This window comes from Ruegeria sp. BA2 (genome assembly GCF_056539605.1).
The window spans coordinates 291,008-311,049 of record NZ_JBQFVE010000003.1 but is presented as its reverse complement, the minus strand read 5'-3'; the positions used below and the strand labels follow the sequence as shown (position 1 = coordinate 311,049).

The window sequence follows — 20,042 nt, the reverse complement described above, 5'->3', positions numbered from 1 at the left end:
GCTTTCACCCGTCTGCCAAAATGTTAATTTGCCCGGGTCAGGCAATCAGGACCAGTTGATGCAGCGCTACGAATACAAAGTTGTCCCCGCTCCGCAAAAAGGCACCAAAGCGAAAGGCGTTAAAACGCCCGAGGGCCGGTTTGCCACCTCGATCGAGCAATTGCTGAACCAGTTTGGTCAGGACGGCTGGGAGTATCAGCGCGCCGAACTGCTGCCCAGCGAAGAACGTTCGGGGCTGACAGGATCTACCACCAATTGGCGCAATGTTCTGGTGTTTCGTCGTGCTTTGACCGTGGAAACCGCAGAAGAGCCCGAAGTTGTCGAAGAAGATACCGCCCCAACCGCGCGCGCAGTCCCGGGACCCGAAGAGGTTTTGGCCAAAACACCTGCCGCCCCTGCCCCAATATCGGAAGCGCCTGAGGATCCGCCCTTGTCTCTGAAACCTTCAGACGAAGTGGCAGATGAGGACGAGCGCGCCGAGCAAGTGCGCCCATCAGGGTCGTGATTGGATAACAATCAACCGAAAGACACCGCATGAAGGGGCAAGGCACTAATTCCCTGCCCCGTAACGGTTATGCTTTGTCAGTTCCGACCCGCGAACTCCATTGGTGAGAAACAACGCAGTTAGTGTGTTGCTGCTACGCCAACTGACCTTGAATTTCGCACACCTGCGAAACTTGGCGCGCAGCCACCAGACAAGGGGACCTACATGACCTGCGAAGCCAATATTTGCGGAGCCAAAAACAAGGCTGGGGTACGAGGGTTTACTACAAGGTTGTTAATTGCACGCTGACTGGCCTGCATACATCCCAACACCTGCGCCTGCTGCAGTCGCGAGTGTTTTACCTGTACCGCCTCCGAACCGATTTCCAACCACTCCCCCAAGCGCGGCGCCACCAAGGATTCCAGCAGCGCAGCGAGCGTCATGCTGTACTTGCGCCTGAGTTGGCGTCGTCGGAGCCCCGCAAGCAGCCAAGAGCAGTGAGGTCGCAAGCGCACAGGTTATCAGTGCTTTGTTCATCTCGATTGCCTCTCAAATACCAAATAGTTATCTGACTAGGTGGCTCTGAGCCGTTTAGCGTACAAGGTTTCAGCGTCTGTTCGATTTGAGTTTAATCAAAACTTAATAAAGAAGACCAAGGGACAAGGGCTTCACGCGATTTTTGTTGATTTCCTGTGATTGCGGGGGCCGGTTTCCTGATAAACTCCAACGTTGGACTGGCCGCATTTTGTGAGAAATGGGCGATGAGCGCGGAACATCTCGGTAAATTTTGGTGCACAATAAAGCGCGGCAACTAAGTCTTTTGTTCCCCTATGCTTCCCCCGACACAACATTGGTCGCGAGCCAGATGGAGCATACAAACAAAGGTGCTGATTTAAGATGGTGCCCCCACACGGACTCGAACCGCGGACCTACTGATTACAAATCAGTTGCTCTACCAGCTGAGCTATAGGGGCGCTGGGTGTCGATTAATGTTTCAGACCCAGGACTGCAAGCCCGAAATTTGGGGTCATCTTAACTTTGTGATGATTTGCCATAGGATAGCTACTAGATCAGGCCTTTTCCGAATTTGACTGCCCCGGGGACAGGTTGTAACCCAAATGGCAATCCGGCCCCAGGTAAGGACGTTTACGAAATGCAGATGGTCATCCAGGCCGGCGCGCACTTTACGGACCACGATGAGTTGCTCGGCCTTCTGCAAGCAAATGCGCAGATTGTTGGTGAAAACCATGTTGCGTTCTGGGGGCTTCGGCCGTTCCGAAAAATCTTTCGCCCGGCGTTGAAACCCTCGGCCGACCGGCCATCGCGTCAGGATACACTGGCGCGGTTTCAGAAACTGTTCCCAAAGGGGCAACAGGTGGATCGGGCGATCCTGTCGAGCGCGCTGTATCTGGGCGAGCGGGCATCGATCATCATGGACGGGCAGTTCTATGCCAATGCCGGGCAGCGGATGGCCTATCTGGACCAACTGTTCAACGACTCGACGGTGGAACTGTTCGTAGGTCTGCGCAATCCCGGCAGCTTTATTCCAAAGGTGCTGATGTTGCTATCGGCACCGGAACGCGCGCATATTCTGTCGACCACCGACCTGAGCTGCCTGAGTTGGCTTGCGATGATCGAGGATATTCGCGATCTCGCGCCAGACGTCAAAATCACCTTGTGGAGCAATGAGGATTCTCCGCTGATCTTTGGTGACATCGCGCGCGCGATGGTCGGACTGCCGGAAGATGCTCCGCTTGCGCAGGAATATGCGCTGTTGTCTTCGCTGGTCACAGAAGTGGGCAAAAAGGAAATCCTGAGCTTGTTGGAGCAGCAGGCTGCCCCCAATGATCCAATGCTCAGGGGAAGGCTGGCGCAGGTTTTTCAGCAGCAGGCGCTGACCGAGGCGATCGAAGAAGAGGTGGAATTGCCCGGATGGAACGAGGATATCGTAGCAGCCTTTACCGAGCTTTATGAGCAGGATCTGGCACGGCTGCAAACCATGCCGGATATCCGGTTTTTAAAACCCTGAGCAGCCGGGGCTACATGCCCAGCGCTTCTTTGTACATCTCCAAGACCGCCTCTTCCTCGGCGATGTCATCCTTGTCGCGTTTGCGCAGCGCGACGACTTTGCGCATGACCTTGGTGTCGTAGCCGCGGGCCTTGGCCTCGGCCATGACCTCTTTCTGCTGGTCGGCGATGTCTTTCTTTTCGGCTTCAAGACGCTCGAACCGTTCGATGAACTGGCGCAGCTCGCCTGCGGTCACTCGGTAGTTGGCTGCGGCCTGATCTTCGGTGATGTCTTCCATCTGCGTCTCTCCCAAAGGCTGAAAACAGATGCCGGATACATCGGCACCGACCCGACCGCAAGCAGGCATTCTGCGCGCCGGGCTTGTCTGCCCTGCGCTGATCCGATAAGCGCGGTCTCGGGTTCAAAGGGTGAGCGTAGACAACATGTTCGACATTATCGTCTGGGGCGGGGCCGCCCTGTCTGTGGCCGGGTTGATCGGACTGGTCTGGTGCATTCTGCGAGTGATGAAAGCGCGCAAGGCCAACCTGACGGATGATGAATTGCGCGCCGCGGTTCAAGGCGTCTTGCCGTGGAATCTGGCGTCTCTGTTTCTGTCGGTACTTGGGCTTATGATGGTTATCCTCGGGATTTCGCTGGGATAACCGGATCGATCAGATCGGCATATTGTCGAACCGCGCCTCCAACGCATCTTCGCAGAGGGCGGCATCCAAACGGCGCAGACGCGCGGGTATCTCGACACGTTGCGCACGCATCTTATCCAGAACCATGCTGACACGAGGCTGAAGCGCGAGCCGGGTTTCGAGACACGCACCATTCAACTTTTGTTCAAGCCGTTCCGCTTCGGTAAAAAGATCCTGAGCAGTCATTTCATCCTCCCGTATGGTGCAAGTGTGCCCGATATAGGTAACGAGTTTAAGACGAGCACGAGACCGGGCCAAAACATCGCGAATTCTTGCCTAATCGGAAGAAAAACCGACACTATGCCTTGGGTCGCTTAAAGCATACGCTCAAATTACAGTGATTGCTTTGACAGACATCAATTCGTGATTTGGCACTTTAAACACATTCCACTATTGATATATGTGTGAAAGCTGAACGGAGGACCCCATGACGCCCATTGTGAAAGCCTTTTTCGACCCGCAGACGTTCACCGTCTCATACGTGGTGCAGGAACCTGAAGGACAAGCCTGCGCGATCATCGACAGCGTGCTGGATTTCGATCACGCCTCAGGTCGGACCGACACCGGTTCAGCCGATCAGATTGTGGACTATGTGACGGCGAAGGGGCTCAAGGTTGAGTGGATTTTGGAAAGCCATGTCCATGCCGATCACCTGTCGGCGGCCCCCTACCTGCAGGAGAAGCTAGGCGGCAAGATCGGGATTGGCGAAAACATCGTGGTGGTTCAGGACACGTTTGGAAAGGTCTTCAACGAAGGCACCGAGTTTCAGCGCGATGGCAGCCAGTTTGATGCGCTGTTTGCCGAAGGGTCGAGCTTTCACATTGGCCAGATGCGCGGGGATGTCATGCACACGCCGGGGCATACGCCCGCCTGCATGACCTATGTGATCGGCGATGCGGCCTTTGTCGGCGATACGCTGTTCATGCCGGATTTCGGCACCGCGCGGTGCGATTTTCCGGGTGGGTCGTCGGCGGATCTCTTTGCCTCGATCCAGAAGATCCTGTCATTGCCCGACGAGACCCGGATTTATGTCGGACATGATTACAAGGCGCCCGGTCGGGATGAATATGCGTGGGAAACAACGGTGGGTGAACAGAAGGCTTTGAACGTGCATATCGGTCAGGGCCGCAGCGTTGAAGAGTTCGTTGAGATGCGGGATGCGCGCGACGCAACACTGGCGATGCCGCGCCTGATCTTACCCTCGCTGCAGGTCAATATGCGGGCTGGTCAGATGCCGCCAGCAGATGAACAGGGTGATGTTTTCATGAAAATTCCTGTCAACAAGCTGTGATAAGAGGGCAATCGAGCCAATGAATATCGAGTGGATTTGGGGTCTGGCGGGTGGTCTGCTGATCGGGCTGGGTGCCGCCGTTTACCTGCTGTGCAACGGACGGATCATGGGGGCCAGCGGCATTCTGGGCGGGCTCGTCGCGCGCAGTGATCGCAGCGCGATGACCGAGCGGTTGGCCTTTGTCGCCGGCTTGATCGGGATGCCTTTTCTGCTGCGCCCGCTGATTGCGCCGCAGGCCGAGACTCACTTGACCCCGGATTTCGCAATCGTGATCCTTGCGGGGCTGCTGGTTGGGGCGGGCACGCGGATCGCCAATGGCTGCACGTCAGGTCATGGTGTTTGTGGAATCTCTCGGTTCTCGCTGCGCGGGATTGTTGCGACGGTGTTCTACATCCTTGCCGGTGGGCTGACGGTTGCGCTGTTTCGCCATGCTTTGGGGGTGATCTGATGCGCGGTTTGTTTGCCTTTCTTGCCGGATCGCTATTTGGCACCGGGCTTTTGATCTCGGGCATGACCGACACCACTAAGGTGCAGGGGTGGCTGGATGTGTTCGGCAATTGGGATCCGACGTTGGCCTTTGTCATGGGCGGAGCGATCCTGCCTATGCTGATTGCCTGGCGGCTGACGCGGAACAGGGTTCCTGTTGTGGGTGGGCAGTTCCCTGCGCCGCCTCAAATCGAACTGGATCGCCGCCTGATCGTGGGGTCGGTATTGTTCGGGGTTGGCTGGGGATTGGCCGGTTTGTGCCCCGGCCCGGCAATGGCCTCGCTGACATATGGGGGCGTTGGCGGAATTGTGTTCCTGATCGCGATGATTGCGGGAATGTTGGCGGCGCCGACGCTCGGAGCGCAACTGGACAGGATGGCGAACGCAGCCTAAGCAAGTGCCATGGAGATTCGACCGATTACCCCCCGCTATGCCGTCTCACCCCAGATCACGGTTGAGGATGTGCCAGCCATCGCCGAGGCAGGTTTCGTCAAGGTGATCTGTAACCGCCCAAATTCCGAGGTGCCGCCCGATCAGCAATCCGATGCCATCGGGCAGGCCGTGCGCGATGCCGGAATGGAGTACGAAGTTCTGGAACTGACGCATCAGACCATGACGCCCGAAAATGTCGCGTTGCAACGCGATCTGGCCGAAGGGTGCAGCGGGCCGGTTTTAGCCTATTGCGCGTCCGGTACGCGATGCTCGGTGGTCTGGGCGCTGGGACAATGCGACCAGTTGAGCCCGGATGAAATCCTGGATGCGACCGGCAAGGCGGGCTATGCGCTGGACGGGCTGCGCCCCACGCTTGAACAGCTGCGCGCGCAAGACTAAGCGAATTCGAGGTTAGCCATCGCCCCCGGGCGCCGGCAATCCGGCCAGATGCGAAATCTCGGCGACCCGCTGATCGGCGGTGGTGGACATTAAATCGTCTGGGTCCATCATCGCCTCATCCAACGTCAGATCCTGGGTTGAAATTTCATCGTCCAGAAGGGATGGCATTGCCTCATCCTCGGGCATGGGCTTGGCGCTTGTCTTACTGGCAAGAAAGTTCTGGTCCTCTTTGGCAAGCAATGTCGGAACAGGGTTCTGTTCATTGATACGAACCGCGCGCATTCCTCCACATTGACCCAGACGTCCGACCGCCGTGCGGGTGCGGTCGATTGCCAGCACTTCGACCCGATCCACACGCGCGTCCTGCAACGGGAGAACGTCGCCAACACAAAGCTCTGATAGAGCGGTGAGTGGCAATGACATACGGCTGATCAGGGCGTTCAGTTCGGCGCGCATCACCCCGGATGCCTGATCCAGATTCATACCCGTGTCGGCGATATCTGCTGCCTGCTCCTCGTCCGAGGGCGGCCGTTCGGGCAACAGGATGCAAACCTCACCTTGTCGGCTGCCGCCTGCCAGCTCAACGGTCAGATCGAACACCCGATATGCCTCATCCACGAGCGCAAGGGTCAGGGTACGTCGATCTTCAGCCCGCGCCGTGAACTCATACCCCGACAGGCTGGCCATATCCGCCGGGGATTCGACCAGTTTTTGGGCCCTGCCCAACATATCCTCGATCAGAGGGGCAACCATGGCGGCGTCGGTATCAGTAAACGCGCGTTCAGTCGGCGGATCAGAAGATACCATCGCGATCGTCTGCTGCTGAACCACGGCGGACACACATCCTGGGTCCAGACACACAGCCGCCACGTTGCCTTGATCCGAGCCAAGAATCAGCATCAGCCAACCCTGGTTCAAGCGCGCGGCCACGTCTTCCTGCGCGCGCACCGCCTGTTTTGCCCCGATGACCACCAGCGCAAGCCCCATGCCATCACCGGCTGCGCGCGCCAAACCCAAACGCAAGGCGCGCAGTATTGATCGGGGCGTATCGACGCCGCCCTGCCCCGCCGAAAGTTTGCGTGCCAATGCTGATTTGGTCATCGCCCCACTCTGCCGTTCAAGAATACACCGGATAAAGGTGTAACCTGCAGACCGTTACGAATGTCTTTATGACAGCTTTATTGCGCGGCTTGACGGTAGGCGAGCGGCAGGCTGACGCGGAAGGCAGCCCCGCCCTGCCCAGGCAGATACACGACCTCACCGCCCAAGCGCTGCATGATCTCGCGACAGATCGCCAGACCCAGCCCGGCCCCGCCTGCCTTGTCCGAGCCGACGCGCGCAAATTTCTCGAACACCATCGATTGCGCCTCGGCCGGGATGCCACCGCCGTTGTCAACGAAATCGATCACCAGCTGCCCGCCAACATCATGGGCTGAGATCGTCAGCGCCGGCTCTTCTGCGTCGCAGTATTTTTGGGCATTCGAAATCAAGTTGATAAACACCTGACCAAGCCGATCCAGATCGGTGTGCAGCAGGATGCGTTCGCTGGCGCGTATCCTCCGCACGCCGATTTTGCGATCACTGCCTGCCAGCGCACTTGAGACAGCGCGATCCAGCACCTCACTCAGCGTTGCTTCGCCCATGTTCAGGCTGACCTGACCGCTTTCAAGAACGCTCAGGTCCAGCAGATCATCAAGCAACCGCGTCAGGCGTAGCGCTTCGTCATGAATGATTGCGGCATAGCGGGTCTGTTCCTCTTCGCTCAGGCCGCCCGTATCACGCATGATCTCGGAAAAGGCGCGGATCGACGTCATCGGCGTGCGCAACTCATGGCTGACCTGGCTGAGGAACGCGTCTTTTTGCATCGAGACCTGCGTGAGCTTGGCATTTGCCTCGCGCAGCTGCCGCGCGGTGCGGCTGAGCTCGGCTGATTTCGCTTCAAGCTGGCTGGAATATTCCAGCATTTGCGCGGATTCGTCGGCCACGGCCAGCAGGTCTTCGACTGACACGGAGGCACCGCCCACGATCTGCCCGATCATCGCATGGGCGGTCGCAGCCCCGACCGAGCCGCTGAGTTCGCGCTCAAGGCGTTCCAGAAATTGTGGTGTTGGTTCCGGCAGCCGTCCGGGGCGACCATTCTGGCGCTCGGCCTCGGCCTGAAAGAACACCTGCGCTGGAATGGTGCCCAGAATCCGCTGGGTCATGATCATCAGGTCTTCGCTTTGCGCGACCGAGCCGGTCCAGCCACGCGGTGCCACCGAATGATCGAAAACGTTGACAAACTGCGCGCCTTGCAGCCGTTCCAGGGGGCTGGGGAAACTGAGCATCGATGCGACGCAGAAGGCAATTGTGTTCAACGACATCGACCACATAACCGTGTGCACCATCGGGTCAATCCCTTCGATCCCGAACAGCGCCTGAGGGCGCAACCAGCCCCAACCAAAGGGGCCGTTTTCGATCACCGAAGCCGGGATGATGCCGCCGCCCATACCGGGCAGAAGCAGCGTGTAAATCCACAGGAAAAACCCGACGCTGAGCCCGACGAGCGCCCCGGTGCGCGTGGCCCCACGCCAGAACAGGCCGCCAACCAACGCGGGAAGGATTTGGGAAATCCCTGCAAAGGCGACCAAGCCGATTGAGGCCAGCGCGGCCCCGCCCCCTGACAGGCTGTAGTAGAAATAGCCCAGCGCCATGATCACGGCGATCGAAACCCGCCGCGCCATCAGAACAATGGTGCGCACATCGCCCGAGACTGACGCCGTGCCTTCCTGCGTATTCAGCCAGATCGGCATGACCACATGGTTCGACACCATCGTCGACAGCGCCATGGCTGTCACGATCACCATCGACGTGGCCGAGGAAAACCCGCCGATGAAGGACAGCATTGCCAGCCAATCATTGCCTTGCGACAGCGGCACGGTCAGCACGAACAGATCGGGGTTTGAGCCTTCGGGCATCAAATCCAGCCCGACCACGGCGATGGGCACCACAAAAAGGCTCATAAGCAGCAGGTATAGCGGAAAAGCCCAGGCGGCGGTGCGCAGGTGGCTTTCATCATCATTCTCGACCACCATGACCTGAAACATCCGCGGCAAGCAGACAAAGGCGGCGGCCGAGAGGAAGATGAAAGTGGTCCAGCGCCCAGCATCCACATGCCACTGGCCGATCTCGGAGGCATCAATCTGGTCCATCATCGGCCCCAATCCCCCAGCGATGCCCCAGACGACAAAGATGCCGACAGCCAGCAGGGCGAAGAGTTTCACCACCGATTCCAAAGCGATAGCAGTAACGACACCGTGGTGGCGCTCATTTGCGTCCAGATTGCGCGTCCCGAAGAGGATGGCAAAGACGGCCAACCCGGCGGCCACCCAGAACACGCTGGAGCCTTCGCGGTAGAGACCGGTGGGATCGGCCTCGGCAAAGATCGAGAATGACAGCGTGATCGACTGCAATTGCAGCGCGATATAAGGCGTGCCGCCCAGCACCGCCAGAATGGTCACGCAGACCGCCAGCGTGTTGGACTTGCCATAGCGCGACGAGATCAGGTCAGCGATGGATGTCACGCGCTGACTGCGCCCGATGCGCACCAGCTTACGCAAGCCCCACCACCAGCTGACCATTACCAGCGTCGGGCCCAGATAGATGGTGACAAATTCCAGCCCGGACCGCGCGGCATTGCCAACCGCGCCATAAAACGTCCAGGCAGTACAGTAGATTGACAGTGACAGGGTGTAGATCAGCGGCGACCGCAGCCATTTGCCGCCTCCGCGTGCCGCAACGCGATCCGCTGCGAAGGCCACGCCAAACAGCAGAACCACATAGCCCAGACAAACCAGAATCAGGACATTCAGGGTTGCCATGTCTCGGCCTCGGGCTCGGCGGTGTCGCGGGCGGTCATGCGTCTGGCGGCAATGCCAAAGATCACGCTGTTCAGGATCAGCACGCCCCAGCATGCAAAAATATAGAACATGGCCGTCGACAGCGATACCGCCTCGGGACCAGAGCTGTCATCGGGCCAGAGCAAAGGAAGCGCGAGCATGGCGGCGCCCAAAAAGGGCAACAACCGCGCCGCATCTGCCAATCTGCGACGACGATAGCTTTGCCTTTCCAGAAACAGGGACGGACGAACCTTGCCGTCGCCCGGCGTGCTCATGACTGGGACGCCTGCGCATGCAGGTCGCGCACTGCGGTCAGCACCTCGGTATTCGAGAAGGGTTTGGTCATGAAACGGCTGACCCCGGCTTGTTCGGCCATCTCGCGATCACGAGACTGCCCGCGCGCGGTCAGCATCAGGACCGGTAACGCCTTCATCTCAGCGTGTTCGCGCAGATCGCGCAGCACATCCATGCCGCTTTTTCCCGGCAACATCACATCCAGTATCACCAGATCAGGCTGCGCGGTCAGAATCACCTGCACCGCATCGGTCCCTTCGGCATGCGATTCCACCTGCCAGCCCTCGCGCGTCAGCAAAAAGCGGATCGCCTCGGTGATGTTGGGCTCATCCTCGATCAACAGAACCTTGCGGCTCATATTTGCATGTCCTCCCCATGACGGTTGCACATCCGGCCACCCGTCAAACCCAGCTTACGCGCTGCGTCACGAAACTGTCAAAACCCTTCGCTTAAGATCGATGGCTCGCGGCGTGCACTGCAGTCGCGTTTGGGACAAATCCGGCAACTGGCCCCGACCTGCGCCGCGTATTCCCTAGGCTGCACCATGTCTTCGACCGGCAGCACCAGCATGACCGAACGGTAGACCGGCTCGACCCCAAATTCCGCAGCGGGCTGCGGCGTCGCGATGGCGAAACACTCGAACTCGGCAGCGGTGCGACCAAGCTGGACGACCCGTTTGCGGAGGGGCACCAGAGGCCGGTTCAGGGCTGTGAACAAAGGCCAAAGCGGGCAAGCCTCACCATGGCGTGGCAGCGCAAAACCCGGCGCGGGTTTGTAAAACAGAACGCTACCGGATGCGTCGCAGATCACAAGCCCGGCTGGGCGTGCCAGTGTGCCTTCGGGCAGAAAGGCCAACCGTCTGAGAACCGTAGAAAGATCCACTGAAAACATCGCCGCTAAAGCCAACGGATCAGGGTTCGCCGCATCAAGCGCCGCGCACACTTGATCCAGAGGCATGGCGCGCGCATCGACGGTGTAGAGATCCAGCAAATCCGAGGCCACTGCAATGGCGGCGGCAGAATCGAGCCCTTCAAGCGGGATATCCTCCGCTTGCCCGCCGGATTCGAGTGCAGGAAAATGGAACCCCTGTTCGGCAAAATAAGCCTCAACCGCGTCCAGCGGGATGCCGCGCAGATCGCGCTGCCCGTCGCTGTCGTCAAGATAGGTCACCAGCGCCTTCGAGCTTTCGGCCAGCCTTTCGGCATCCTGATGCAGGTTGCGATGGAAACGGTCGCGCCATTCCAGCTCGATCTCTCCGGGTTCGGCCAGAATCGCGGCGGTTGAACGGATGGCAGCGGCGGTTGATAGCACCTCATGCATCGAGGCAGCCAGATGCGGGTCATGAGTCAGCCGGTCTGACAAGATTTCCACCGTGCGCTCTAACGACACTACGCGGCGGTGCATATGGGCCAGAACACCGGACCAGCCGGGAAAGCGGCCAGCAAACTCTTCCAGCCCATCAACTTCGGCTTTTTGACCGACCGCATCCGCCGCTGCCTCGCGCAGGGCTGATATCAGCGTCTCTTCAATCCCTTGTGTCAGCAATGAGGGCTCAACCGACAAAGCGCTGGCAATGTCGACCAGCAGCTTGCCCCCGATGCGGCGGCGATTGTGTTCGATCAGGTTCAGATACGAGGCTGATATGCCCACCTGTCGCGCCAGTTCGGCCTGTCGCAGCCCCGAGATTTGCCGCCTTTCGCGTATCCGGCTGCCGGTCAGGGTGTCTCGCATTGCGTTCGCATCCTTGGCTACTGCGCTTGGGTTTGCAGAATACCCTCATGATTTTTAACTGTTGGCGCAAAATTTTCAAAGAAGATTTACAACCTTAACAAAACGCATCGAAAGAAACCAATCCATTCTCGTTGCGCGCCCTTCTCTTTCGGCGGAATTCCCGTCACCATACGGGCATGAGCGATCCCGCCTTCGAATACGCACCCATTGGCCTTGTCGAGCTGGAAAACCGGATCATTCGCCGGTGCAATCTGCAGTTCGCGCGGACCTTTGGCGGCGATGAGGTGGATTATCGCAATATGCCTTTGCTGCACCTCTACCCCTCGGTCGCGGATTGGGAGAGGATCGGCGCACGTAGCCTGCAGGTGATGCGAGATACCGGCTATTACACTGACGAACGGGTGATGCGGCGGCGCGATGGCGATCTGTTCTGGTGCCGCGCCCGGGGGCGGTCGCTGACGCCCGACGATCCGTTCCGTCACGGGATCTGGAGCTTTTCGGACATCTCGGAAGAACGCCCGCTGGTTGAACTGACCACCCGTGAACGCGAGGTTGCGATCCTGTCCTGCCGTGGCCTGTCGGCCAAGGAAATCGGTGTCGAACTGGGGCTCAGTTACCGCACGATCGAGGCCTATCGCGCCCGGCTTCTTGAGAAATACGGCGCCCGGAAACTGCCCGAGTTGGTGGCAAAGCTGTCGGGAACCCCGCTGTAAACGCTCCGGCCCTCGTAATTCACGCAAAAACCCCCATTTGACAGGCTCAGACGGCGCTTTTCATGGCCGACCGCATGGCTTATAACCCTGCGTAATCAGACCAAGCCCGCAGGGAACAGACGGGCCAAAGGGGAACCTTCGAGGACACTCATGACAGATACCAAACACGAAGCGGATGTGGCGTTTATCAAGGCTTTGGCCGAACTGCTGCGCGAAAATGACCTGACCGAATTGCAGGTTAAACGCGAATATGGCGATGACGACAGCCTGAATGTCCGCGTCAGCCGCGCGACGCAGGCTGTTGCCGCACCGGTTCAGGTTGCCGTTCCTGCCGCAGCACCCGCCGCAGCCCCTGCTGCAGTGCCGGCACCAGCTGCGGCCGAGGCCCCCGCTGCAGTGGACGACCCTGCCAGCCACCCCGGCGCGGTGACCTCGCCCATGGTGGGCACTGTTTATATGCAGCCCGAACCCGGCGCGCCCTCGTTCATCAGTGTCGGTGCGTCTGTGTCCGAAGGCGACACGTTGCTGATCGTCGAAGCGATGAAGACCATGAACCACATCCACGCGCCCAAATCGGGCACCATCAAGCGCATTCTGGTCGGCGATGGCGATGCTGTGGAATTCGGCACGCCTCTGGTCATCGTTGAGTAAGGCGGGCCCATGTTCGACAAAATCCTGATTGCCAACCGAGGCGAGATCGCCCTGCGCGTGATCCGTGCCGCGCGTGAAATGGGGATCAAGACGGTCGCCGTGCATTCCACCGCCGACAGCGACGCGATGCATGTGCGCATGGCGGACGAATCGGTCTGCATCGGTCCTCCGCCCAGCCCGCAGAGCTATCTGTCGGTGCCTGCGATCATCTCGGCCTGTGAAATCACTGGCGCGCAGGCGATCCATCCGGGCTATGGTTTCTTGTCCGAGAATGCCGAATTCGTGCAAATCGTCGAGGACCACGGCATCACCTTCATCGGCCCCACCGCCGAACATATTCGTGTCATGGGTGACAAGATCACCGCCAAGGACACGATGAAGGAACTGGGTGTTCCTTGTGTTCCGGGTTCTGACGGTGGTGTCCCCACGCTGGCCGACGCCAAGCGCATTGGTGAAGAGTTCGGCTATCCCGTCATCATCAAGGCCACCGCCGGTGGCGGCGGTCGCGGCATGAAGGTGGCGCAAAACGCCGATGAGATGGAAAGCGCCTTCATGACCGCACGCGCCGAGGGCAAGGCCGCCTTTGGCAATGACGAGGTATATATCGAGAAATACCTGACCACCCCGCGCCATATCGAGATCCAAGTCTTTGGCGACGGCAAAGGTAAGGCGGTTCATTTGGGTGAGCGCGATTGCTCGCTGCAGCGTCGCCACCAGAAAGTGTTTGAAGAAGCACCCGGCCCAAGCATCACCCCGGAAGAACGTGCGAAGATCGGCAAGATCTGCGCCGACGCGGTCGCCAAGATCAACTATATCGGCGCGGGGACCATCGAGTTCCTCTATGAAAATGGCGAGTTCTACTTCATCGAAATGAACACCCGTTTACAGGTCGAACACCCGGTGACCGAAGGCATCTTTGGCGTCGATCTGGTGCGCGAACAAATCCGCGTGGCCGCTGGCGAAGACATGACGTTTGGTCAGGATGATCTGGAAATAAATGGCCACGCCATCGAAGTTCGGATCAACGCAGAAAAACTGCCCAACTTCTCGCCCTGCCCCGGCAAGATCACTGCGTATCACGCGCCGGGTGGCCTGGGCGTACGGATGGACTCGGCGCTGTATGATGGCTACTCGATCCCGCCATACTACGACTCGCTGATCGCCAAGCTGATCGTGCAAGGACGTGACCGGGCCGAGGCACTGGCCCGTCTGGAACGCGCTTTGGGAGAGCTGATCGTCGACGGCATCGACACCACCGTGCCGCTGTTCCACGCGCTGCTGCAGGAACCCGAATTGCATAGCGGTGACTACAACATCCACTGGCTGGAGCACTGGCTTGCGGAGAACATGGCCGACTAAGAACACGAGGTCGGAAGGCGGCAGCCTTCCGGCCCCGAGGCATCCGTCATGAGCCTTTCCCCCGAATTGTTGCTGCATGGCTATTCCATCGGCATTTTTCCGATGGCCGAACACCGTGACGACCCTGAACTGTTCTGGGTTGACCCCAAGTTTCGCGGCGTGTTCCCACTGGACGGGTTCCACATCTCACGCAGTCTTGCGCGTCGTCTGCGGACTTGTGGGTTCGCGATCAGCATCAATCGCGACTTTGCGGGTGTTGTGGATGGCTGTGCCGACCGATCGGACACCTGGATCAATCCCGAGCTGCGCCGCCTGTATCAGGAATTGCACCAAACCGGTCGCGCGCATTCGCTGGAGGTCTGGGACGGATCGCTACTGATTGGTGGCGTTTACGGAGTAGTTCTTGGCGCGGCTTTCTTCGGCGAAAGCATGTTCTCGCGTCGCACGGATGCGTCCAAGATCGCACTTGCTTATCTGGTGGACCGGCTGCGCCAAACCGGCTTTACGCTCTTCGACACGCAGTTTCTAACGGCGCATCTGGCTTCGTTGGGCGCGATCGAAATTCCGCGTGCGGTCTATCATGGCGAATTGAAACAAGCGCTTGAATTGAATACGGATTTTATCGCTAACCTGCAGCAGACCCCTCAGGGTGTGATACAGCGGATCACCCAGACATCATAGCGCGCATGATCCAGCGCGTTCAGCGCCGGAGAGGTCGCGATCATCCAGCCGTCAAACAGCTGCTGCGCTTTGCCCTGCTCCCAGATCGTCAGATAGGCAAAGGCGTCCCCGGTTGGGTTCTCAGCCGGATACCGGCAATCTGCCAACGCGACATCCAGCCCGAACACGGTCGCCGTTTGCCCGTTCTGCACCTCGATATCCAGGGTCTGCCCACTGACCTTATCCAGCCCGCGCAACATGGCACCAGGCCCGGATTCGACCTTTTGCTGCGCAGCGGCAGAGGTCGCGGCGACCAACAATGCCACCAAAGCCGCACGGTTCATTCGCCGCCATCCCCGGCAACAAACTTGACCAGCAACGAGATCAGGCTGACCGCGCCCTGCGTATCCTCAATCTCATCCCCCGCTTCGAAATAGAACGGAGAACCGCCGGGCATCACCTCAACGAAGTTGCCGCCCAACAGTCCTTCTGAGGAAATAACAACCGCGCTGTCATCCGGGATCAGAATGCCATTCGCCACCGAAAAACGCGTATCTGCACGGTACGTGTCAGAGTTCAGGGTAACCCCGGTTACCGTCCCGATCTTCACACCGGCAAGGCGCACATCGGTTCCTACACCAACGCCTTCCAGCGAACGGAAAGACGCGCCCAGCTCATAGCCTGCATTCGACTGCGAAAGGCCTGTGGACTGGCTGGCATAGACGCCAAAGGCGATGGCGCAGGCCAATACGACGCCGCCGACAATAACTTCGGTCTTGGTATGAGCTGACATCGCTTATTCCGGGCTCCACGCCTCGTAGTCCGATCGCTCAACCGGATCAGCGCGGCGCAAAGAACCCGCCGGGGCATAAGCAAGCGCAGTGCCCGTCAGGTTTTCCTGATGTGGCTTTTCCCACGATTTGTGGGGCAGAGGCTTGTCCGTTGGCGGCTCATCCCAGGTGCGGTGCAACCATCCATGCCAGTCGGGATCGATGCGGCTGGCCTCGGCCTCGCCATTGAAGATCACCCAGCGCTTGCTGTCATCGGCATTGTGATAGAAAACGTTGCCCTCGTCGTCTTCACCGACCTTGATCCCCTTGCGCGCAGTGTAAAACTGCGTGTTCAGGGTGGCTCCGTTCCACCAGGTCACGGCCCGTAAAAGACTGTTCAGGATTCCCATCGGCTGCCTCCGGCATTTCTGTCCACGCAGATATGGACCAAAGGCACGCCGAGGTCCAGTGCCGCAGACGCCTCGTGCGTCATTCCGGCAGGATCGCGGTGACTTCGATTTCAATCCGGTATTTCGGATCGATCAATCCGCATTCAATCATTGTCGCCACCGGAGGGTTGGTGCCGAAGGTTTCAGCCAGAACAGGCCAGCAGGGTTCGAATTCGGTGCGATCGGGCAGCATATACGTGACGCGTACAACGTCCGCAAACGAAGCTCCCGCTTCGGTCAGGGCTTTTTCGATGATCGCCAGAGCCGAGCGGCACTGGTCAGCTGCCGTTTCCCCCTGCCCGACGGTGCCTGCGACATGGACCCAGCCACCTGCAACCACTGCGCGGCAATAGCCAACCGTGGCCTCGAATTCGCCACCTGAAGAAATACGTCTGATTGTCATGTTCCGCTCACCAATCAACTGCCTCATTGGCCGCAAAGCCGGTTTTATGCGAGGCTCTGCCTCGCGCTCCGGGATATTTTTGGCCAGATGAAGAGCGGATCCCCTGCTTCATCTGGCTATAAATATCCCGGGGGAGTCGCCCTGCGGGCGGCAGGGGCAGAGCCCCCAACCCAGTGCGCGACTGGTGATCCGTTCAAGGTGAAGGCTGGCCTAACCAGCCGAGGCTGATTCCGCCGTGTCTGCATAAATGATCAGCGGTTGCGACTCTGACGTCACCGCCTCTTCGTTGACCACAACTTCGGTCACATTCTTCATACCCGGCAGCTCGAACATCGTATCCAGCAGGATATCTTCAAGGATCGAGCGCAAGCCACGTGCGCCGGTTTTGCGTTCAATAGCCTTCTTGGCGATGGCTTTCAGCGCATCATCGGTGAAGGCCAGATCGGCATCTTCCAGTTCGAACAGGCGCTGGTATTGCTTGACCAGAGCGTTTTTCGGGCTGGTCAGGATAGTGACCAGAGCATCTTCGTCCAGATCTTCGAGCGTCGCCAGAACCGGCAGGCGGCCGACGAATTCCGGGATCAGGCCGAATTTCAGCAGGTCTTCGGGCTCCAGATCCTTGAAGATCTCACCCACGCCGCGTTCGTCATTGTCACGTACATCCGCGCCGAAGCCCATTGCCGAACCTTTGCCGCGCTGCGCGATGATTTTGTCGAGCCCTGCAAATGCGCCGCCGCAGATGAACAGGATATTGGTTGTGTCCACCTGCAGGAATTCCTGCTGCGGATGCTTGCGCCCACCTTGCGGCGGAACGCTGGCCACAGTGCCTTCCATCAGTTTCAGCAGGGCCTGCTGAACACCCTCACCCGACACGTCGCGCGTGATCGAGGGGTTCTCGGACTTGCGGGTGATTTTGTCGACCTCGTCAATATAAACGATGCCGCGCTGAGCGCGCTCGACATTGTATTCGCTGGCCTGCAGCAGTTTGAGGATGATGTTCTCGACATCTTCACCCACATAACCGGCCTCGGTCAGCGTGGTTGCATCCGCCATGGTGAACGGCACATCCAAAATCCGTGCCAGCGTCTGCGCCAGTAGGGTCTTGCCGCAGCCCGTGGGACCGATCAGCAGGATATTGGATTTCGCAAGCTCAATATCGCTGCCCGCTTTCTGGGCATGGTTCAGACGTTTGTAATGGTTGTGCACCGCAACCGACAGAACCCGTTTGGCAGTGGCCTGACCGATCACGTAATCGTCCAGAACCTCGCAGATATCCTTGGGAGTCGGTACACCGTCCGAGGATTTCAGGCCACTGGCTTTGGTCTCTTCACGGATAATATCCATGCAGAGCTCAACACACTCATCACAGATGAATACGGTCGGGCCTGCGATCAGCTTACGCACCTCATGCTGGCTTTTGCCGCAAAAGCTGCAATAGAGCGTGTTCTTGCCGTCACCGCCTGAATTCGTCGCCATGCTTTACCCCTCGGGCTCCGTCTCGGCGACCCCATCCAAGGGGTCGCGTTTGCCGTCATTGCCTGCAGCTTAGGCCAGCGTTCTGGCAGCTACAATCTCAAAATCAATCCTCACGCCGGACGCGCGCGGTTTTGAACTTAGTCTTCGTCACCATCCATCTTGGCGCGGTTCTCGACGATCTCGTCGATATGGCCCCAGTCCTTGGCTTCTTCCGGGCTCATAAAGTTGTCACGATCCAGCGCCTTTTCAACCGCCTTTTTGGTCTGCCCGGTATGGCGTACATAGATGTCATACAGGCGATCTTTCAGCTTTTGCGTCTCGGCCGCGTGGATCATAATATCGCTGGCCTGACCCTGATAGCCGCCGCTAGGCTGGTGCACCATGATCCGGCTGTTGGGCAGCGAAAAGCGCATTCCCTTCTCTCCGCCGGCCAGCAATACCGAACCCATCGAGGCCGCCTGACCGATTACCAATGTGGAACATTTCGGCTTGATGTACTGCATTGTATCGTAAATCGACAAACCGCTGGTCACCACGCCGCCGGGCGAATTGATGTAAATCGAGATTTCCTTGTTCGGGTTTTCCGCCTCAAGGTGCAGCAACTGCGCGACCACCAGATGGCTCATGCCGTCATGGATCGGGCCGTTAATGAAAATGATCCGCTCTTTCAGAAGACGCGAGAAGATGTCGTATGCGCGCTCGCCCCGGCTGGTCTGCTCGACGACCATGGGGACGAGAGTGTTCATATATGTTTCAACTGGATCGAACATTCGGAACCTGCCTGTTTTGCGATGGATCGGGACATTACCCGAAGAAGAGTTACCCGAGTCTTAGTGCCGCCACAGGGGGGCTGCAAGGGGGGCCGAACGTTCCAGCGTTTTCCGCGTGTACAAGCGTCTCGATTGCATCTGATGCATCTGACCGGTAATTGCACTGGGCACCAATACGCTCGTCACATCACGCTATTTTGATCCGTGCATATAGCAATACATGCCTGAAACTTGTACCAAGTGAACGCGCTGTAACGAGGCTCTTTGCCAATTTGAGATTCGGCGAGAGTAACGAGGGAATACGATCATGGCTTTGCCGCAAATGACCGAGGAAATGTCACCTGATGATTTGGACCGGATGGTTGAGAATGCGACGCGCGCGTCCAACTTTCTGAAGGCCATCAGCCATGAAGGGCGCCTCATGATCCTGTGCCATCTGGTGTCAGGCGAAAAATCTGTGACCGAGTTGGAACGCCTGCTCTCGGCGCGGCAGGCGGCTGTTTCTCAGCAATTATCGCGTCTTAGGTTGGAAGGTCTGGTTGTTCCGCGTCGCGAGGGGAAAGCCATTTATTATCGGCTGGCCGATGAGCGGCCCGCACGCATTCTGGAAGTGGTCTATGAATTGTTCTGCGCACAGGACAAGGCCAGTTCATAACCATCGGTCTGAATGAGAACGCTGTAAAACCGGTAGCTCTGCCCTACTAAAACTGCTAACCAATCCGAAACACGCACTTATGGAGCAACTGATGATCCGCACAATTCTGATTGGTTTGGCCCTGTTCACCCTCACTGCCTGCGAGACCGCAAAAGGCGCTGGAAAAGATATCGAAAACGCGGGTGACGCGATTCAGAATGCGGCTGAGGATGTTCAGGAAAACATCTGATTGTGACGGGATGTTGCGTTAAGGCAACGCCCATCCGCAATATATAGTTGCCACACCTACTCAACCCAGGTAATGTTGCCCGTACAGGTGCATAGACGCGGCATTGCATTTCTGACACTTCTACGGGGTTCTTTTGCGTAAGCGAAAGAACCCCGTTCTGGTTCGGAGAGTGGTGCGTGGTAGCCTGTATGAACCGAAGGTTC

At 58.5% G+C, this 20,042-nt stretch carries 27 protein-coding genes and 1 tRNA gene; 13 read left to right on the top strand and 15 right to left on the bottom strand.

Annotated features, from left to right (window positions below; translation table 11 throughout):
* Positions 1–58 precede the first annotated feature (58 nt).
* Positions 59–505 (top strand): DUF4177 domain-containing protein, encoded by a 447-nt coding sequence (locus tag ACR0NN_RS09055; protein ID WP_170720685.1) that lies wholly within the window; start codon positions 59–61, stop codon positions 503–505.
* A gap of 273 nt (positions 506–778) precedes the next feature.
* Here ACR0NN_RS09055 and ACR0NN_RS09050 read toward each other — a convergent pair whose 3' ends face one another.
* Both ACR0NN_RS09050 and ACR0NN_RS09045 read right to left on the bottom strand, forming a co-directional pair.
* A complete protein-coding gene (locus ACR0NN_RS09050; RefSeq protein WP_170720688.1) occupies positions 779–1,021 on the bottom strand; it encodes a glycine zipper 2TM domain-containing protein in 243 nt (80 codons plus the stop codon).
* 361 nt (positions 1,022–1,382) lie between these two features.
* Positions 1,383–1,458, bottom strand: a tRNA-Thr gene (locus tag ACR0NN_RS09045).
* Positions 1,459–1,637: 179 nt separating this feature from the next.
* On the opposite strand from ACR0NN_RS09045, the gene ACR0NN_RS09040 reads away from it, so the two are divergent.
* A complete protein-coding gene (locus ACR0NN_RS09040) occupies positions 1,638–2,513 on the top strand; it encodes a hypothetical protein (RefSeq protein ID WP_170720735.1) in 876 nt (291 codons plus the stop codon).
* A 10-nt stretch (positions 2,514–2,523) separates the two neighbouring features.
* Here the strand turns inward: ACR0NN_RS09040 and ACR0NN_RS09035 are convergent, their stop codons facing one another.
* The gene (locus ACR0NN_RS09035; RefSeq protein ID WP_170686114.1) at positions 2,524–2,790 is read right to left on the bottom strand and encodes a DUF2312 domain-containing protein; all 267 of its coding nucleotides are present in this window, start codon (positions 2,788–2,790) and stop codon (positions 2,524–2,526) included.
* A gap of 145 nt (positions 2,791–2,935) precedes the next feature.
* Between ACR0NN_RS09035 and ACR0NN_RS09030 the strand changes: the two genes are divergently transcribed.
* Entirely contained in the window at positions 2,936–3,154 is a 219-nt protein-coding gene (locus ACR0NN_RS09030; protein WP_170686115.1) for a hypothetical protein, read from the top strand.
* A 9-nt stretch (positions 3,155–3,163) separates the two neighbouring features.
* Here ACR0NN_RS09030 and ACR0NN_RS09025 read toward each other — a convergent pair whose 3' ends face one another.
* Positions 3,164–3,379, bottom strand: coding sequence for a hypothetical protein (locus ACR0NN_RS09025; RefSeq protein ID WP_170685887.1), 216 nt, complete (start codon positions 3,377–3,379; stop codon positions 3,164–3,166).
* Between the two features lie 241 nt (positions 3,380–3,620).
* On the opposite strand from ACR0NN_RS09025, the gene ACR0NN_RS09020 reads away from it, so the two are divergent.
* The 4 genes from ACR0NN_RS09020 to ACR0NN_RS09005 are packed head-to-tail and all read left to right on the top strand — an operon-like array spanning position 3,621 to position 5,801.
* On the top strand, positions 3,621–4,484 hold the full coding sequence (locus ACR0NN_RS09020; protein WP_480684443.1) for an MBL fold metallo-hydrolase: 864 nt from the start codon (positions 3,621–3,623) through the stop codon (positions 4,482–4,484).
* Positions 4,485–4,503: 19 nt separating this feature from the next.
* Positions 4,504–4,932, top strand: coding sequence for a YeeE/YedE thiosulfate transporter family protein (locus tag ACR0NN_RS09015; protein ID WP_170685889.1), 429 nt, complete (start codon positions 4,504–4,506; stop codon positions 4,930–4,932).
* Positions 4,932–5,363 (top strand): DUF6691 family protein, encoded by a 432-nt coding sequence (locus tag ACR0NN_RS09010; RefSeq protein WP_170720737.1) that lies wholly within the window; start codon positions 4,932–4,934, stop codon positions 5,361–5,363. The genes ACR0NN_RS09015 and ACR0NN_RS09010 overlap by 1 nt, the downstream gene beginning before the upstream one ends.
* 9 nt (positions 5,364–5,372) lie before the next feature.
* Complete coding sequence (locus ACR0NN_RS09005) at positions 5,373–5,801, top strand: TIGR01244 family sulfur transferase (protein WP_170720742.1); 429 nt, start codon at positions 5,373–5,375, stop codon at positions 5,799–5,801.
* Positions 5,802–5,813: 12 nt separating this feature from the next.
* Here the strand turns inward: ACR0NN_RS09005 and ACR0NN_RS09000 are convergent, their stop codons facing one another.
* The 5 genes from ACR0NN_RS09000 to ACR0NN_RS08980 form a co-directional block, all read right to left on the bottom strand.
* Entirely contained in the window at positions 5,814–6,887 is a 1,074-nt protein-coding gene (locus ACR0NN_RS09000) for a FliM/FliN family flagellar motor C-terminal domain-containing protein (protein ID WP_480684440.1), read from the bottom strand.
* Positions 6,888–6,979: 92 nt separating this feature from the next.
* Positions 6,980–9,661, bottom strand: a complete 2,682-nt coding sequence (locus ACR0NN_RS08995; protein ID WP_170720747.1) for an ATP-binding protein — start codon at positions 9,659–9,661, stop codon at positions 6,980–6,982.
* Complete coding sequence (locus tag ACR0NN_RS08990) at positions 9,649–9,954, bottom strand: hypothetical protein (RefSeq protein WP_170720751.1); 306 nt, start codon at positions 9,952–9,954, stop codon at positions 9,649–9,651. Before ACR0NN_RS08990 ends, ACR0NN_RS08995 begins: the two co-directional genes overlap by 13 nt.
* On the bottom strand, positions 9,951–10,331 hold the full coding sequence (locus ACR0NN_RS08985; RefSeq protein WP_170720755.1) for a response regulator: 381 nt from the start codon (positions 10,329–10,331) through the stop codon (positions 9,951–9,953). The genes ACR0NN_RS08990 and ACR0NN_RS08985 overlap by 4 nt, the downstream gene beginning before the upstream one ends.
* A gap of 77 nt (positions 10,332–10,408) precedes the next feature.
* Entirely contained in the window at positions 10,409–11,704 is a 1,296-nt protein-coding gene (locus tag ACR0NN_RS08980) for a helix-turn-helix transcriptional regulator (protein ID WP_170720758.1), read from the bottom strand.
* A 176-nt stretch (positions 11,705–11,880) separates the two neighbouring features.
* On the opposite strand from ACR0NN_RS08980, the gene ACR0NN_RS08975 reads away from it, so the two are divergent.
* The 4 genes from ACR0NN_RS08975 (at position 11,881) to aat (ending at position 15,108) form a co-directional block, all read left to right on the top strand.
* A complete protein-coding gene (locus tag ACR0NN_RS08975) occupies positions 11,881–12,417 on the top strand; it encodes a LuxR C-terminal-related transcriptional regulator (RefSeq protein WP_170685897.1) in 537 nt (178 codons plus the stop codon).
* 150 nt (positions 12,418–12,567) lie between these two features.
* Positions 12,568–13,068 (top strand): acetyl-CoA carboxylase biotin carboxyl carrier protein, encoded by a 501-nt coding sequence (gene accB, locus ACR0NN_RS08970; protein WP_170720761.1) that lies wholly within the window; start codon positions 12,568–12,570, stop codon positions 13,066–13,068.
* A gap of 9 nt (positions 13,069–13,077) precedes the next feature.
* Entirely contained in the window at positions 13,078–14,427 is a 1,350-nt protein-coding gene (gene accC / locus ACR0NN_RS08965; protein WP_170720763.1) for an acetyl-CoA carboxylase biotin carboxylase subunit, read from the top strand.
* A gap of 48 nt (positions 14,428–14,475) precedes the next feature.
* On the top strand, positions 14,476–15,108 hold the full coding sequence (gene aat / locus ACR0NN_RS08960) for a leucyl/phenylalanyl-tRNA--protein transferase (protein WP_170720767.1): 633 nt from the start codon (positions 14,476–14,478) through the stop codon (positions 15,106–15,108).
* Here the strand turns inward: aat and ACR0NN_RS08955 are convergent.
* From ACR0NN_RS08955 to ACR0NN_RS08930, 6 genes are all read right to left on the bottom strand, one after another.
* Positions 15,072–15,431, bottom strand: a complete 360-nt coding sequence (locus ACR0NN_RS08955; protein ID WP_170720770.1) for a DUF2155 domain-containing protein — start codon at positions 15,429–15,431, stop codon at positions 15,072–15,074. The genes aat and ACR0NN_RS08955 overlap by 37 nt on opposite strands.
* Complete coding sequence (gene mlaD / locus ACR0NN_RS08950; protein ID WP_170720773.1) at positions 15,428–15,880, bottom strand: outer membrane lipid asymmetry maintenance protein MlaD; 453 nt, start codon at positions 15,878–15,880, stop codon at positions 15,428–15,430. The genes ACR0NN_RS08955 and mlaD overlap by 4 nt, the downstream gene beginning before the upstream one ends.
* Positions 15,881–15,883: 3 nt before the next feature.
* Positions 15,884–16,267, bottom strand: a complete 384-nt coding sequence (locus ACR0NN_RS08945; protein WP_170685903.1) for an NADH:ubiquinone oxidoreductase subunit NDUFA12 — start codon at positions 16,265–16,267, stop codon at positions 15,884–15,886.
* A gap of 79 nt (positions 16,268–16,346) precedes the next feature.
* Positions 16,347–16,709, bottom strand: a complete 363-nt coding sequence (locus ACR0NN_RS08940) for a RidA family protein (RefSeq protein ID WP_170720776.1) — start codon at positions 16,707–16,709, stop codon at positions 16,347–16,349.
* 210 nt (positions 16,710–16,919) lie between these two features.
* Entirely contained in the window at positions 16,920–18,185 is a 1,266-nt protein-coding gene (gene clpX, locus ACR0NN_RS08935; protein WP_170685905.1) for an ATP-dependent Clp protease ATP-binding subunit ClpX, read from the bottom strand.
* 137 nt (positions 18,186–18,322) lie between these two features.
* Positions 18,323–18,955: an ATP-dependent Clp protease proteolytic subunit gene (locus tag ACR0NN_RS08930; RefSeq protein ID WP_170685906.1), complete on the bottom strand. Its 633-nt coding sequence runs from the start codon at positions 18,953–18,955 to the stop codon at positions 18,323–18,325.
* Positions 18,956–19,262: 307 nt separating this feature from the next.
* On the opposite strand from ACR0NN_RS08930, the gene ACR0NN_RS08925 reads away from it, so the two are divergent.
* Complete coding sequence (locus ACR0NN_RS08925; RefSeq protein WP_170685907.1) at positions 19,263–19,610, top strand: metalloregulator ArsR/SmtB family transcription factor; 348 nt, start codon at positions 19,263–19,265, stop codon at positions 19,608–19,610.
* A 91-nt stretch (positions 19,611–19,701) separates the two neighbouring features.
* Positions 19,702–19,839: an entericidin A/B family lipoprotein gene (locus ACR0NN_RS08920; protein WP_170685908.1), complete on the top strand. Its 138-nt coding sequence runs from the start codon at positions 19,702–19,704 to the stop codon at positions 19,837–19,839.
* The last annotated feature ends 203 nt before the right edge of the window (positions 19,840–20,042 follow it).

Excerpts from the sequence above, each read along its gene's own strand:
- ACR0NN_RS09035 (WP_170686114.1), bottom strand. The coding sequence starts at position 2,790 with ATGGAAGACATCACCGAAGATCAGGCCGCAGCCAACTACCGAGTGACC.
- ACR0NN_RS08980 (WP_170720758.1), bottom strand. The coding sequence starts at position 11,704 with ATGCGAGACACCCTGACCGGCAGCCGGATACGCGAAAGGCGGCAAATC.
- ACR0NN_RS08975 (WP_170685897.1), top strand. The coding sequence starts at position 11,881 with ATGAGCGATCCCGCCTTCGAATACGCACCCATTGGCCTTGTCGAGCTG.
- ACR0NN_RS09010 (WP_170720737.1), top strand. The coding sequence starts at position 4,932 with ATGCGCGGTTTGTTTGCCTTTCTTGCCGGATCGCTATTTGGCACCGGG.
- ACR0NN_RS09055 (WP_170720685.1), top strand. The coding sequence starts at position 59 with ATGCAGCGCTACGAATACAAAGTTGTCCCCGCTCCGCAAAAAGGCACC.
- ACR0NN_RS08990 (WP_170720751.1), bottom strand. The coding sequence starts at position 9,954 with ATGAGCACGCCGGGCGACGGCAAGGTTCGTCCGTCCCTGTTTCTGGAA.
- ACR0NN_RS09020 (WP_480684443.1), top strand. The coding sequence starts at position 3,621 with ATGACGCCCATTGTGAAAGCCTTTTTCGACCCGCAGACGTTCACCGTC.
- accC (WP_170720763.1), top strand. The coding sequence starts at position 13,078 with ATGTTCGACAAAATCCTGATTGCCAACCGAGGCGAGATCGCCCTGCGC.
- ACR0NN_RS08920 (WP_170685908.1), top strand. The coding sequence starts at position 19,702 with ATGATCCGCACAATTCTGATTGGTTTGGCCCTGTTCACCCTCACTGCC.
- ACR0NN_RS09040 (WP_170720735.1), top strand. The coding sequence starts at position 1,638 with ATGCAGATGGTCATCCAGGCCGGCGCGCACTTTACGGACCACGATGAG.
- ACR0NN_RS09025 (WP_170685887.1), bottom strand. The coding sequence starts at position 3,379 with ATGACTGCTCAGGATCTTTTTACCGAAGCGGAACGGCTTGAACAAAAG.
- ACR0NN_RS08940 (WP_170720776.1), bottom strand. The coding sequence starts at position 16,709 with ATGACAATCAGACGTATTTCTTCAGGTGGCGAATTCGAGGCCACGGTT.
- ACR0NN_RS08930 (WP_170685906.1), bottom strand. The coding sequence starts at position 18,955 with ATGTTCGATCCAGTTGAAACATATATGAACACTCTCGTCCCCATGGTC.
- ACR0NN_RS08955 (WP_170720770.1), bottom strand. The coding sequence starts at position 15,431 with ATGAACCGTGCGGCTTTGGTGGCATTGTTGGTCGCCGCGACCTCTGCC.
- mlaD (WP_170720773.1), bottom strand. The coding sequence starts at position 15,880 with ATGTCAGCTCATACCAAGACCGAAGTTATTGTCGGCGGCGTCGTATTG.
- ACR0NN_RS08995 (WP_170720747.1), bottom strand. The coding sequence starts at position 9,661 with ATGGCAACCCTGAATGTCCTGATTCTGGTTTGTCTGGGCTATGTGGTT.
- accB (WP_170720761.1), top strand. The coding sequence starts at position 12,568 with ATGACAGATACCAAACACGAAGCGGATGTGGCGTTTATCAAGGCTTTG.
- clpX (WP_170685905.1), bottom strand. The coding sequence starts at position 18,185 with ATGGCGACGAATTCAGGCGGTGACGGCAAGAACACGCTCTATTGCAGC.
- ACR0NN_RS09030 (WP_170686115.1), top strand. The coding sequence starts at position 2,936 with ATGTTCGACATTATCGTCTGGGGCGGGGCCGCCCTGTCTGTGGCCGGG.
- ACR0NN_RS09005 (WP_170720742.1), top strand. The coding sequence starts at position 5,373 with ATGGAGATTCGACCGATTACCCCCCGCTATGCCGTCTCACCCCAGATC.
- ACR0NN_RS09050 (WP_170720688.1), bottom strand. The coding sequence starts at position 1,021 with ATGAACAAAGCACTGATAACCTGTGCGCTTGCGACCTCACTGCTCTTG.
- ACR0NN_RS08945 (WP_170685903.1), bottom strand. The coding sequence starts at position 16,267 with ATGGGAATCCTGAACAGTCTTTTACGGGCCGTGACCTGGTGGAACGGA.
- ACR0NN_RS08925 (WP_170685907.1), top strand. The coding sequence starts at position 19,263 with ATGGCTTTGCCGCAAATGACCGAGGAAATGTCACCTGATGATTTGGAC.
- ACR0NN_RS08985 (WP_170720755.1), bottom strand. The coding sequence starts at position 10,331 with ATGAGCCGCAAGGTTCTGTTGATCGAGGATGAGCCCAACATCACCGAG.
- ACR0NN_RS09015 (WP_170685889.1), top strand. The coding sequence starts at position 4,504 with ATGAATATCGAGTGGATTTGGGGTCTGGCGGGTGGTCTGCTGATCGGG.
- aat (WP_170720767.1), top strand. The coding sequence starts at position 14,476 with ATGAGCCTTTCCCCCGAATTGTTGCTGCATGGCTATTCCATCGGCATT.